10 protein-coding genes and 4 tRNA genes are annotated in these 13,041 nt (G+C 37.8%); all 14 read left to right on the top strand.

The window, feature by feature from the left end; genetic code table 11:
• Nucleotides 1–11: 11 nt before the first annotated feature.
• The 14 genes from rph (at nucleotide 12) to MWH30_RS09680 (ending at nucleotide 13,041) form a co-directional block, all read left to right on the top strand.
• Nucleotides 12–764, top strand: coding sequence for a ribonuclease PH (gene rph, locus MWH30_RS09745; RefSeq protein WP_248663887.1), 753 nt, complete (start codon nucleotides 12–14; stop codon nucleotides 762–764).
• The gene (locus tag MWH30_RS09740; protein WP_248663886.1) at nucleotides 757–1,356 is read left to right on the top strand and encodes an XTP/dITP diphosphatase; all 600 of its coding nucleotides are present in this window, start codon (nucleotides 757–759) and stop codon (nucleotides 1,354–1,356) included. The genes rph and MWH30_RS09740 overlap by 8 nt, the downstream gene beginning before the upstream one ends.
• Before the next feature lie 14 nt (nucleotides 1,357–1,370).
• On the top strand, nucleotides 1,371–1,853 hold the full coding sequence (locus MWH30_RS09735) for a metallophosphoesterase (RefSeq protein ID WP_248663885.1): 483 nt from the start codon (nucleotides 1,371–1,373) through the stop codon (nucleotides 1,851–1,853).
• 120 nt (nucleotides 1,854–1,973) lie between these two features.
• Nucleotides 1,974–2,050: transfer RNA gene (locus MWH30_RS09730), tRNA-Gly, on the top strand.
• 14 nt (nucleotides 2,051–2,064) lie between these two features.
• Nucleotides 2,065–2,141: transfer RNA gene (locus tag MWH30_RS09725), tRNA-Arg, on the top strand.
• A gap of 5 nt (nucleotides 2,142–2,146) precedes the next feature.
• Nucleotides 2,147–2,223 (top strand) — tRNA-His (locus tag MWH30_RS09720).
• A gap of 8 nt (nucleotides 2,224–2,231) precedes the next feature.
• Nucleotides 2,232–2,308, top strand: a tRNA-Arg gene (locus tag MWH30_RS09715).
• Nucleotides 2,309–2,603: 295 nt separating this feature from the next.
• The gene (gene tig, locus MWH30_RS09710) at nucleotides 2,604–3,884 is read left to right on the top strand and encodes a trigger factor (protein ID WP_248663884.1); all 1,281 of its coding nucleotides are present in this window, start codon (nucleotides 2,604–2,606) and stop codon (nucleotides 3,882–3,884) included.
• Nucleotides 3,885–3,950: 66 nt separating this feature from the next.
• Nucleotides 3,951–4,550, top strand: coding sequence for an ATP-dependent Clp endopeptidase proteolytic subunit ClpP (gene clpP, locus MWH30_RS09705; protein WP_282706284.1), 600 nt, complete (start codon nucleotides 3,951–3,953; stop codon nucleotides 4,548–4,550).
• Between the two features lie 22 nt (nucleotides 4,551–4,572).
• Nucleotides 4,573–5,820 (top strand): ATP-dependent protease ATP-binding subunit ClpX, encoded by a 1,248-nt coding sequence (gene clpX / locus MWH30_RS09700; protein ID WP_248663882.1) that lies wholly within the window; start codon nucleotides 4,573–4,575, stop codon nucleotides 5,818–5,820.
• A 129-nt stretch (nucleotides 5,821–5,949) separates the two neighbouring features.
• Nucleotides 5,950–7,626: an ATP-dependent protease LonB gene (gene lonB, locus MWH30_RS09695; protein ID WP_248663881.1), complete on the top strand. Its 1,677-nt coding sequence runs from the start codon at nucleotides 5,950–5,952 to the stop codon at nucleotides 7,624–7,626.
• A gap of 76 nt (nucleotides 7,627–7,702) precedes the next feature.
• A complete protein-coding gene (gene lon, locus MWH30_RS09690; protein ID WP_248663880.1) occupies nucleotides 7,703–10,039 on the top strand; it encodes an endopeptidase La in 2,337 nt (778 codons plus the stop codon).
• Nucleotides 10,040–10,042: 3 nt separating this feature from the next.
• Complete coding sequence (yihA, locus tag MWH30_RS09685; protein WP_248663879.1) at nucleotides 10,043–10,627, top strand: ribosome biogenesis GTP-binding protein YihA/YsxC; 585 nt, start codon at nucleotides 10,043–10,045, stop codon at nucleotides 10,625–10,627.
• A gap of 221 nt (nucleotides 10,628–10,848) precedes the next feature.
• Complete coding sequence (locus MWH30_RS09680) at nucleotides 10,849–13,041, top strand: ATP-binding protein (RefSeq protein WP_248663878.1); 2,193 nt, start codon at nucleotides 10,849–10,851, stop codon at nucleotides 13,039–13,041.

The following is a 13,041-nucleotide window of genomic DNA, read 5'->3' as shown; positions in this document are numbered from 1 at the left end:
AATAAAATAGAATGTCAAGAACTGATGACAGGAAAGTAGATGAACTAAGAAGAGTAGAAATTACTAGAAACTTCACTAAATATGCTGAAGGTTCAGTGTTAATTGCTACTGGAGATACTAAGGTGATTTGTAATGCTTCAGTAGAAGATAATGTGCCCAGGTTTTTGCGAGGGCAAGGACAGGGCTGGTTGACTGGAGAATACTCCATGCTGCCTCGGGCTACTCAAAATAGAAATATTCGTGAAGCTGCTCGAGGTAAATTAAGCGGTAGAACTAAAGAAATACAGAGATTAATAGGTAGAGTTATGAGATCAGTAGTAGACTTAGATAAATTAGGTGAAAGAACTATCTGGTTAGATTGTGATGTTATTCAGGCAGATGGAGGTACTAGAACTGCTTCTATAACTGGAGCTTTTGTTGCTTTACTTGATGCACTAGCTTATTTGCTAGAAAAAGGAGAGCTGGAAGAAGTACCACTTAATTCTTGGGTGGCTGCTACTAGTGTAGGCATTGTAGATGGTGAGCCTTTATTGGATCTCTGTTATGAAGAAGACTCTTCTGCTCAAGTCGATTTAAACTTAGCCATGACTGAAGAAGGACGAATTATTGAGATGCAAGGTACTGGCGAGGAGGCTCCCTTTACTCAAAAAGAGATGATAGAGCTGGTTAGTTTAGCTGAAAAGGGAATTAAGGAATTAGTAGAATATCAAAAAGATGCTTTAGGGGAGCTAGTAAGTCTATTAGAGGAAGATTGTAATGATTAAAAAACTGCTTATAGCTACTGGGAATGAAGATAAAGTTAAAGAGATTAATGAACTCCTAGCTGAGCTAGAAGTTGAGGTGATTACTCCAGCTCAAATAGGAGGTATTCCAGAAGTAGTAGAGGATGGAGAGACCTTAGAAGAGAATGCCGTTAAGAAGGCTAGCGAGGTGCATGAAGCTACAGGTTTAGCTACTATAGCCGATGATACTGGCCTTTTAGTAGATGCTTTAGATGGTCGGCCGGGAGTTTACTCAGCTCGCTATGCCGGAGAAGATGCTAGCTATGAGGATAATAATAGCAAGCTTTTAGAGGAATTAGCTGGTCTTCCTAAGTCAGAACGAAGTGCTAAATTTCAAACTATTATTGCTTTAGTTGACCTGAAAGGGAAAGCACATATTATTGAAGGTACCTGTAAAGGACATATTGCTTTAGAGCCTTTAGGAGAGAATGGTTTTGGCTATGACCCAATATTTATTCCTAAAGGATATAAAAAAACCTTTGCTCAATTGACTCCTCAAGAAAAGAATGAGGTTAGCCATCGAGGCAAGGCCTTGCTTAAAATAAAAAATTACATAAAAGGTAAATTTTTATAACACGGAGGAAACTTATGAAGCTATTATGTGTCAGCGATACTCATGGAAATACAGAGGTATTAAGAAAAGTGATTGATCTTGAAAAAGAGGTCGACTTCTTATTTCATGGTGGAGATTTTATAGTTGATACCGATCCTTTTATAGACCGAGATTTAAAGATAATTAAAGTAAAGGGAAACTGTGATCACCAACATCCAGGAGAATTGGAGAAAGTAGTAGAAGTAGCTGATAAGAGGATACTATTAACTCACGGGCATAAGTATAATGTAAAGTATAATGCTTTAGCTAGTTTAGCCTATAGAGCAGCTGAGATAGAAGCAGATATTGTTCTTTTTGGCCATACTCATAGAAGTTTTAAATTAAAAGAGGATAATGTTTTGTACTTAAATCCTGGTAGCTTAGCTTATCCTAGAGATGGGGTATTCTCTTATGCTATAATTGAAATAAGTAAAACTGGAATCAAAGCTGAAATCAAAACAGTTGATTCTAACTTGTAGAATCTTAGAGTTTTAGCTAATAATAAGCAGTTAGATTGATTTAAACTGCTTAAATTAAAACTTAAGGCCTTTGACACTGAGGTGATTTTAAGTTATACTGTCAATTGTCCTATTAATTAGGCGGGAATAGCTCAGTTGGCTAGAGCACCAGCCTTCCAAGCTGGGTGTCGCCGGTTCGAGTCCGGTTTCCCGCTCCATTTTAATTTTTTAAGCGCCTGTAGCTCAGCTGGATAGAGCAATGGACTTCTAATCCATGCGTCGGAGGTTCGAATCCTCCCAGGCGTACCACTATGGTGGGTGTAGCTCAGTTGGTTAGAGCGCAGGATTGTGGCTCCTGAGGCCGTGGGTTCGAATCCCATCACTCACCCCAAATAATTTGCGCCCGTAGCTCAACTGGATAGAGCGGCAGACTTCGAATCTGTAGGCTGAAGGTTCAAATCCTTCCGGGCGTGCCATTTATTAAGTATTTATATATTAGCTAAGGATATTCCGCACCGTCTAGCTAATATTCTAAATTAGATAATTGATTTCAGTAAAGGTCTGTAAACCTCGGAGCGACGAAGAAGGCGTCGTCAGCCGAGGTATTGTTTTTATATATTCTTATAATTGTTAATAATAACTATATGAATGAAGGAGATGCTTGAAACTGTATAGAAGTAGATAGTGATTAATCTTTTAACTATCTTAAACTTGTAAATCTACACAGATTAATCCAATTTACATATAATTTTTAATAAGGGGGCAATATAAATGAAGGTAAGTAAAGAAACAATTGAAGAAAACAAAGTATTATTAGATGTAGAAGTGGAAGCTAGTGAAGTGAATGATGCTTTAAAGCAAGCCTATCAAAAAGTAGTTAAAAATGTAGAAATTGATGGTTTTAGAAAAGGTAAAGTGCCGCGTAAAGTTTTAGAAGCTAGATACGGAAAAGAAGTACTTCATAAAGATGCTTTGGATATTTTAATTCCTAGAAAGTATCAGCAGGCAGTCTCAGAAGCTGAGATTGAACCTATAGACCAGCCGGAGATAGATGATATATTTATTGAGGAAGATAAACCAGCTACCTTTACTGCTGAAGTAGAAGTTAAGCCGGAGGTTGAGTTAGGAGATTATACTGATCTAGATATAGAATTAGAAGAAGTTGAAGTTACTGAAGGAGAAATAACTGAAAATTTAGCTGAAAAGAGAGATGAATTTGCTACCCTAAAGGTGTCTGAGCGAGAAGAAGTTGCCGAAGGGGACTTTGTAATCATTGACTTTGAAGGCTATCTAGATGGTGAGCCTTTTGAAGGAGGAGCAGGTGAGGACTATACCTTGGAAATTGGTTCTGGAACCTTTATTCCTGGCTTTGAAGAGGGATTATTGGGAGCTAAAGTAGGTGAAGAGGTAGAAATAGATGTTACTTTTCCGGAAGAGTATCAAGCTGAAGATTTAGCGGGAGAAGGAGTTACATTTAAGGTTAAAGTTAAGGAGATTAAAGAAAAAGAGCTGCCGGAATTAGATGATGAGTTTGCTCAGCAAGTGGGAGACTTTGAAAGCTTAGATGAATTAAAAGCAGATATTACTAATAAACTAGAAGAAGAAGCTGAAGCAGAAGTTCAGCAAAAATTTGAAAATGAGCTAGTAGAGGCTGTGGCAGCTCAAGCAGAGGTTAATATTCCAGAAACTATGGTTGATAATGAAATAGATACTATGATTAGAGGCTTACAACAGAGGTTGCAACAGCAGGGACTTGCTTGGGAGCAGTATTTAGAAAGATTACAGACTTCTGAAGCAGACCTTAGAGCTGAGTATAGAGATGAAGCTGAAAAGAGGGTGAAAATTAATCTTACTTTAGAAGCTATAGCTGAAGAAGAAGGAATTGAGGTTGCTGATGAAGAAATTGAAAATAGGATAGAGGAAATTGCTGAGCAGCAGAATCAAGATCCAGAAATGATTAAGTCCTTTTTACAGATGCAAGGACAGTATCAATCTTTAATTGATCAATTAAAGATGCAGAATACGATTAAATTTTTAACTGACAATAATTAATAAATGCTGTATAATAGTATTAGGAGAGATTATGAGGAAGAAGATAATAAAGGAGGAATGATTATTATGAGTCAATTAGTACCAATGGTTGTAGAGCAGACTAATCGCGGTGAGAGATCCTATGATATCTATTCGCGTTTACTAAAGGATCGGATTATCTTTATCGGTAGTCCGATTGATGACAATGTAGCTAACTTAGTAATTGCCCAGTTGTTGTTTTTGGAAGCTGAAGATCCTGATAAGGATATCTTCCTTTATATTAATAGTCCTGGTGGTTCTGTAACTGCTGCTTTAGCAATGTACGATACTATGCAGTATGTTAAGCCTGATGTGTCCACTATGTGTATGGGCTTAGGTGCTAGTGCGGGAGCTTTATTATTAGCTGCTGGTGCTGAAGGTAAGAGATATGCCCTACCTCACGCTAGAGTGATGATTCACCAGCCTGCTGGTGGTGCTCAGGGTAGAGCGGCAGATATAGAGATCCAAGCTCAAGAAATTCTAGAGTTAAGGGAGATGTTAAATAATATTTTAGCAGATCATACTGGTCAACCTTTGGAGAAAATCCAAGAGGATGTTGACCGAGACTTCTTTATGTCTGCTCAAGAAGCTGAAGAGTATGGGATTATTGACGAAGTGATTTCTCGCCAGGAAGATATTGAAGATTAAATTTAATTAAAGAGGTGATAATATGTTTAAGTTTGGCGACGATAAGGGCCAGTTGAAGTGTTCATTTTGTGGAAAAGTACAGGATCAGGTTCAGAAATTGGTGGCAGGCCCAGGTGTATATATATGTGATGAGTGTATTGAGCTCTGTAATGAGATAATCGAGGAAGAGTTAAATGAAGATATGGATATTGGATTTAACAATGTTCCTAAACCTAAAGAAATCTCAGAAATCTTAGATCAATATGTAATTGGGCAGGAAAGAGCTAAAAAGTCGTTGTCAGTAGCCGTTTATAATCACTACAAACGAGTTAATTCAGGGATGAAGGTTGATGATGTGGAGTTAGAAAAAAGTAATATCTGCATGATTGGGCCTACTGGTTGTGGAAAGACGCTTTTAGCTAGAACTCTAGCTAGGATTTTAGATGTTCCTTTTGCTATTACTGATGCTACATCCTTGACTGAAGCTGGTTATGTTGGTGAAGATGTGGAGAATATTCTCTTAAAGTTGATTCAAGCTGCTGATTATGATGTAGAAAAAGCTGAAAAAGGGATTATCTATATCGATGAAATAGATAAGATTGCTCGTAAGTCCGAGAATCCATCTATTACTAGAGATGTTTCTGGGGAAGGTGTACAGCAGGCCTTATTGAAAATCTTAGAAGGAACAGTTGCTAGTGTTCCGCCGCAAGGTGGTAGAAAGCATCCTCATCAGGAGTTTATCCAGTTGGATACTTCTAATATTCTCTTTATCTGTGGTGGTGCTTTTGATGGATTGGATAAGGTTATTAAGTCTAGAATTGGAAATAAAGTGATGGGTTTTGGAGCCGAAATAGAAAGCAAAGAGGATCAGGAAATAGGTGAAGTTTTAAAGCACGTTAAGTCTCAAGATCTATTGAGATACGGTTTGATCCCGGAGTTTGTAGGGCGAGTACCGGTTTTAGTTACTCTTGATCAACTTGATGAAGAGGCCTTAGTTCAGATCTTGACTGAGCCTAGAAATGCTTTAGTTAAGCAGTATGCTAAATTCTTCGAGCTTGATGGAGTAGAACTGGAGTTTACAGATGATGCTCTGCAAGCAATTGCTAGTCAGACTTTGGAGCACGATACTGGAGCTCGGGGTCTAAGATCTATTGTTGAGTCTTCGATTTTAGATGTGATGTATGATTTACCTTCTCAAAACGATATAGCTAAGTGTATTATTACCGAGAATGTTATCTTGGAGGATACACCGCCTAAGTTGATTAGGGTAAATAAAGAAGAGACTGCTTAGATTATGATTAAGAGAAGGCTGCCCTTTAGTGCAGTCTTCTTTCTTTTTATCAGGATAAAAACTTTACTCCCGGATATAATAGTTATTAGAAATAAACTAACTAATAACTAAGGAGGAACAATTTAAATTATGAATATATTTGGGATGGTGCAGTTCTTTTTTGCAGTAGTAATTGGACTATACTTTTGGAATCTACTTAGAAAACAACAAACTAATAAAAAAGCAGTCTATAAAGAGTCGAAAAAAGAAATGGAAAATTTAAGGAAGTTAAGGAAACGCTCTTTAACTCAACCTTTATCTGAAAAGACTAGACCTACTGATTTTGAAGAAATAGTAGGTCAGGAGGAAGGGATTAGGGCGCTTAAAGCAGCTTTATGCGGGCCCAATCCTCAACACGTGATAGTTTATGGGCCGCCAGGAATAGGTAAGACAGCAGCAGCTCGCCTGGTTTTAGAAGAAGCTAAGGATAATGCTGAATCGCCTTTTGATCAGGAGTCTAAGTTTGTAGAGTTGGATGCTACTACGGCCCGTTTTGATGAAAGAGGAATAGCAGATCCTTTAATTGGAACTGTACATGATCCTATTTATCAGGGAGCAGGAGCTATGGGTTCAGCTGGAATTCCTCAACCTAAGCCAGGAGCTGTAACTAAAGCTCACGGGGGCTTGCTTTTTATCGATGAGATTGGCGAGTTGCATCCTATTCAGATGAATAAGCTATTAAAGGTATTGGAGGACCGTAAGGTCTTTTTGGAAAGTTCCTATTATCGAGAAGAGGATGAAAAAATTCCTAACTATATCCATGAGATCTTTCAAAAAGGACTTCCGGCTGACTTTAGAATGGTGGGAGCTACTACTCGTAGTCCCCAAGAGATTCCGCCGGCTATTCGTTCGCGCTGTTTAGAGATCTTCTTTAAGCCTTTAGAGCCGGCCGATATAGAGAGTATTGCTTATAATGCTGCTCAAAATGCTGGCTTTGAAATTGAGAAAGCAGCTATTGAAGTGATTAAGGACTATTCTCAGAACGGTAGAGATACAGTCAATATGGTAGAGGCTGCTGGAGGTTTAGTTTTATCAGAAAAAAAAGCAGAGAAAAAAATTAGTGGTGAAGATATAGAGTGGGTAGTTAATAGTGGTCAGTATACACCGCGAGTAGATGATCAAGTAGGCGAAGAGCCGCGAGTAGGTGTGGTAAATGGTTTAGCTGTACAGGGCCCTAAGCTGGGAGTAATGATGGAACTAGAGGTTTCAGCTATTAAGGTTAAGTCCGGTGAAGGAGAAGTGCGAATGACCGGAGTAGTAGAGGAAGAAGAAGTAGGTAATAGGCAGCGTAAAGTGCGCAGAAAGAGTACAGCTAAAGGTTCTATTGAAAATGTAATTACTACCCTGCGCAAATTTTTAGAAGTAAATCCTCATAACTACGATATTCACGTTAATTTCCCAGGAGGAATTCCTTTAGATGGCCCTTCAGCAGGGATAACTATAGCTACTGCTATTTATTCCGCCTTAACTGGGAAGCCAGTAGATAATAAGGTAGCTATGACTGGTGAGTTATCGATTAGAGGTTTGGTTAAACCAGTCGGAGGGATTATTTCCAAAATAGAAGCTGCTCAGCGGGCTGGAGCCGAGAGAGTAATAGTTCCAGCTGAGAATTGGCAGAAAATCTTTGCTAAATTCGAGGAAATTGAAGTTATTAAAGTTCGCAATTTAGGTGAAGTTTTAAATAATGCTATTTTAATTGAAGAAGCTGAAACTAGTTTGAATCTACAGGAGAATCTGAATTTCTTAACTGCATCACCAATAAGTTAAGAACTTAGGCAGGAATTTCAGTTGCTTAAGAGAATAGTATGTAAAGTATTGAAGTAACCACTGGAGGTGAGAGGGAATGGAAGAAGAAATTGAGCTAATTGATATTGAAGAAGAATTGCCTTTATTAGTTTTGAGAGGTTTAGTAGTTTTTCCCCATATGGTAATTCCTTTATTAGTAGGAAGAGATAAATCGGTAGAAGCTTTAGAAGAAGCTATGGTCGAAGATAGATTAATCTTCTTAGCTGCTCAAAAGGATGAAAAAATAGAAGAGCCAGAATTAGAAGAGATCTATCCTATGGGAACTATAGCTAAGGTTAAACAGCTGGTTAAGCTGCCCGATGGAACTATTAAAATCTTAATTGAGGGCTTAATGAGAGCTAAGATAGAAGACTTTATTCAGACTGAGCCTTATTTTCGGGTTAAAATTGAAGAACTAGATGCTGCTGAGGAAAAGACTCAGGAAACCGAGGCCTTGATGAGAACCTTAATTAATGAGTTTGAGGAGTATGTAAAGCTTAATAAGAAGCTACCACCGGAGACTATGATGACGGTGGTTAATGTAGAAGATCCGGGTAGGTTAGTAGATATTATGGTTTCTCATATGTCGCTAAAAGTAGAACAAGAGCAGGAAATTTTAACGGCTGTGGCCTATCAGGATAGACTGGAAAAGCTTTGTAAGATATTGAGAGAGGAAATAGAAGTTTTAAAAATAGAAAATAAGATTAGTTCTAAAGTGAGAAATCAGGTAGAAAAGCGGCAAAAGGAGTATTATTTAAAAGAACAGTTGAAGGCTATTAAAAAAGAGCTAGGAAAAGATGATGAATTCTCAGATGAAGTAGAGGAGTATAAAGCCAAGATTGAAGAGGCCGAGCTGCCTGAAGAAGTAGAGGAAAAGGCTATTAAAGAGGCGGAGAGGCTGGCCCAGATGCCACCTATGGCTAGCGAGGGGGTAGTAGTTAGAAACTACTTAGACTGTATTTTAGACCTCCCCTGGAACGAAAAGTCGGATGATCGTTTGGTTTTGGATGAAGCAGAAGAAATCTTGGAAAGAGATCACTATGCTTTAGAGGATGTTAAGGAAAGAATTTTGGAGTATTTAGCTGTACAGAAGTTAACTTCGGAAATGAAGAGTCCTATTCTTTGCTTAGTGGGCCCGCCGGGAGTAGGTAAGACCTCTTTAGGTAAATCTATTGCTGAAGCTATTGGTCGGGAGTTCGTACGTCTTTCCTTAGGTGGAGTTCGTGATGAAGCTGAAATTCGTGGTCATCGCCGCACCTACGTAGGTTCTAGACCAGGTAGAATTATTAATGCGGTTCGCGATGCTGGGACTAAAAATCCACTCTTTTTGTTGGATGAAGTGGATAAGATTAGTAGTGACTTTAGAGGTGATCCGGCTTCGGCTTTATTAGAGGTTTTAGATCCAGAACAGAACGATCAGTTTACTGATCATTATCTGGAGATGCCCTTTGATCTTTCAGAAGTAATCTTTATTACCACAGCTAATGTCAGCCATACGATTCCTAGACCTCTTCTAGATAGAATGGAAGTTATTGAGATTGCTGGTTATACTGAAGAAGAGAAGGTGGAGATTGCTAAAAGACATCTGCTAACTAAACAGATTGAAAATCACGGCTTAGCTGAGGAGCAGATTCAGCTTTCTGATAATGCTTTAAGAAAGATAATTCGCAACTATACTCGGGAAGCTGGAGTTAGGAACTTAGAGCGAAAATTAGCTAATGTCTGTCGTAAGGTGGCTAAAGAGGTAGTTAAGGGCAAGGAGACTATGAGTAGAATTACCATTCAGAATGTGGATAAATACCTCGGTATAGAGGAGTATAGATACGGAGAAATAAATGAGAAACCTTATACTGGCGTAGCTACGGGGCTAGCTTGGACAGATACCGGCGGTAATATTCTTAAGATAGAGGTTTCAATAGTAGCCGGAAAGGGTAAGCTGCTGTTGACTGGTAAGTTAGGTGAAGTGATGAAGGAGTCAGCTCAGGCAGCTTTAAGTTATGCTCGGAGTAAGGTTGAGGAGTTAGACTTAGAAGAAGACTTTTATGAAAAATACGATGTACATGTTCACGTCCCTAAGGGAGCTATTCCTAAAGACGGGCCCTCCGCCGGAATTACTATTGCTATAGCTATTATTTCAGCCTTAACTGAACAGCCTGTTAGCGAAGAAGTAGCTATGACTGGAGAAATTACTCTACGGGGGAGAGTTTTGCCAGTAGGTGGAATTAAAAGTAAGGTTTTAGCTGCTCACCGAAGTGAGGTAAAGCGAGTAATTATACCTCAAGAAAATGAAAAACACTTAGAGGAGATTCCAAAGGAGATTCGACGCGAACTGGACTTTAAATTAGTAGAGCATATGGATGAAGTATTGGCTGCGGCTTTGCTAGAGGAGGAGTAATTTATGAACTTTAATAATACTGAGTATGTCTGTAGCGGGGTTCAGTTTGCTGACTATCCCCGCCATCAACTACCAGAAATTGCTTTAGCTGGCAAATCAAATGTAGGTAAATCCTCCTTGATTAATAAAATAGTGAATCATAAGAATTTGGCTTTTACTAGTTCTAAGCCAGGGAAGACTCAAACCTTAAACTTTTATCAAGTTGATAATAAGTTTTTCTTTGTAGATTTACCAGGCTATGGTTTTGCTAAAGTTCCTGACGAAGTGAAGGAACAGTGGGGAGTAATGATCGAAAATTATCTCTTCCAAAGAAGAAACTTGCAGGCAATAATTTTAATTGTGGATGCTCGACATAAGCCTAGCGATGATGACTTATTGATGTATGACTGGATATTAGAAATGGAGATCCCTCATTTAGTGGTAGCTACTAAGGTAGATAAGTTATCTAATAGTCAACGTCGACCTAATCGGCAGGCAATCTTTGAAAAGCTGAAGTTGGCAGAAGCGACCCCTTTTACTTACTTTTCGGCTCAGGATGGGGAAGGTAAAAAAGAGGTCTTGAAATTTATTAAACAGATTGTTGACTGATGATATATAAATAACTCTAGACTGCTAATTATATATTCAGAATTAAGCCTCTACTTTGAAGTTAAAAGTAGAGGTTTTTTGTATGGAGTTTTTTTAGCAATTTTAGATGAATTTCATCTTTGACACTTTTAAAGGTAAATAACTGACGAATATAGAAATAATAATTAGAGGTTTTATTCACAAAAGCACTTTGGCCAATTATGGATAAAGGAGAGATTGCTATGCAGAAGGGATTTATAAAAAAGCGACTAAAAGTTATTTTGGTATTAATTTGGACTTTAGTTATAGTGTTGAGTGTTGCCTGGAATTGGCGACAAGCTACAAGCAGTACTTATGAAATTGCCAAAGGCAATTTAAGAATGAGCATCAATCAGGATTTGAATTTTCGGAATTGGGCTGCTGGACACGGAGGTATTTATGTGCCAGTTACTGAGCAGACACCACCAAATCCTTATTTAGAGCATATTGAAGAACGTGATATTACTACTCCCAGTGGTCGCGAGCTTACTTTAGTTAATCCAGCCTATATGATGAGACAGGTTCATGAGCTTGCTAGAGAAAGGTATGGAGTAGAAGGGCGATTAGTGAGCAATGATCCTATAAATCCTATCAATTTAGCTGATGAATGGGAGAGTAAAGCGCTGCAAGAATTTACAGAAGAGAGTGCTGAAATAAATACTGTTACCGAAGAGGATGGTGAGTCGGTGGTTAGAATGATACAGCCTTTTTATGTTGAGGAAAGCTGTTTATCCTGTCATGAACACCAAGGCTATCAAGTTGGTGAAATACGGGGTGGAATTAGTGCTACCGCATCTTTTGAGCCTTATTTAAACTATCTGCATAGTAATAGATTTAATCTGGTAGTGGGGCACGGAACTCTTTGGTTATTGGGACTATTAGGTATTTTGTGGTCAATAGGTCGCTTAGAATCTTCTATTAAACGGCTAAGGATTAGTGAAGAAAAGAATAGAACTATTGTAGAGAATGCTAATGATGCTTTGTTTATACACGATTTTCAAGGGGATATTATTGATTTTAACGGTCGAGCTTCTGAAGTGCTAGGTTATACTGAAGAAGAATTTAGCGATGCTAATATTAGTAAAATCTTCACTCCAGAAGAGAGTGAGCTTTTGTTTGCAAGGATTGAAGAGCTTTTGCAGCAAGATAGGTTGGTTTTTGAAAGTGTTGGTTTAACTAAAGAGGGAACTGAGATACCTATTGAAGTTAGTGCCAAGGTTGCTTCTCATACAGGAGAAGAGATGATTCAGATCTTTGTAAGAGATATCACTAGGCGTAAACAGGCTGAAAAAGATAGAATAGCTAAGCTGGAAGCCGAAAAGGCTAATCGGGCCAAAAATGAATTTATAGCTAATATGAACCATGAGATTCGGACACCTCTTAATGCAGTGATCGGTTTTAGCGAGATTTTAGAAAGTGAACTCAGTTCAACACAACTGGAGAGCGAGCAATATCAAAGCTATTTAAGTTCTATTAAAAATGCTGGAAATAATCTGTTGAGTTTAATTAATGATATTCTAGATATTTCTAAAATCGAAGCTGGTTTTTTGGAGATTAAAAAAGAATTAGTAGATCTTTGTGCTATACTTCAAGAAATGGAGTCATTATTTGCTTATAGAGCTGAGGAAAAAGGGATTAATTTTATGATAAATTGTGATTTATTAGCAGATATAAGCTGTCAAAGGGATTTATTTAGAGTGAAAATAGATAGTACAAGGTTAAGGCAAATTTTAGTAAATTTAATTGGTAATGCTATTAAATTTACTAACACAGGTTATATTAAAGTAGATGCTCGGAGTAGATATATAGATAACTCTAAATTAGAATTACAGTTTATAGTTGAAGATACTGGGATTGGAATCAGAGAAGAGGAGCAAGAAGCAATTTTTAAAGCCTTTACTCAACAAAGAGGTCAGAGTGCTGAATATGAAGGAACAGGTCTAGGCCTAACTATTACTAAGAGTTTGGTAGAAGAACTGGGAGGTCAAATAGAACTGGAAAGTAAGGTTGATGAAGGTAGTACTTTTAAAGTTATATTTCCAGAGTTGGAGTACAATATTATGGAATTATTTGAAAAAGAAGAAGAATTAGATTATGAATTAATTAATTTTTGTTCCCAAAAGGTGTTAGTAGTCGATGATGAGAAATCTAATCTGGAATTGCTAGAAATACAATTGGAAGCAAAAGGACTGGAAGTAATAAAAGCAATTAGTGGTACTGAAGCTTTGAAGTTAGTTAAAGAATATCAACCTCAGCTAATTATTTTAGATCTTAGAATACCTGGCTTAGATGGTTATGAAATTAAAGAGCTAATAGAAGGATTCTACTGCAAAAAGGTCAAAATCTCCAGTAAATTATGCTATATAATTGAATATCCTCCTTTATTTATGATATAA

Origin of the sequence: Fuchsiella alkaliacetigena (genome assembly GCF_023227765.1) — a bacterium.
Taxonomy (GTDB): domain Bacteria; phylum Bacillota; class Halanaerobiia; order Halobacteroidales; family Acetohalobiaceae; genus Fuchsiella; species Fuchsiella alkaliacetigena.
Note: the sequence above shows the minus strand (reverse complement) of the source record. Positions and strands in the feature narration are given on the sequence as shown.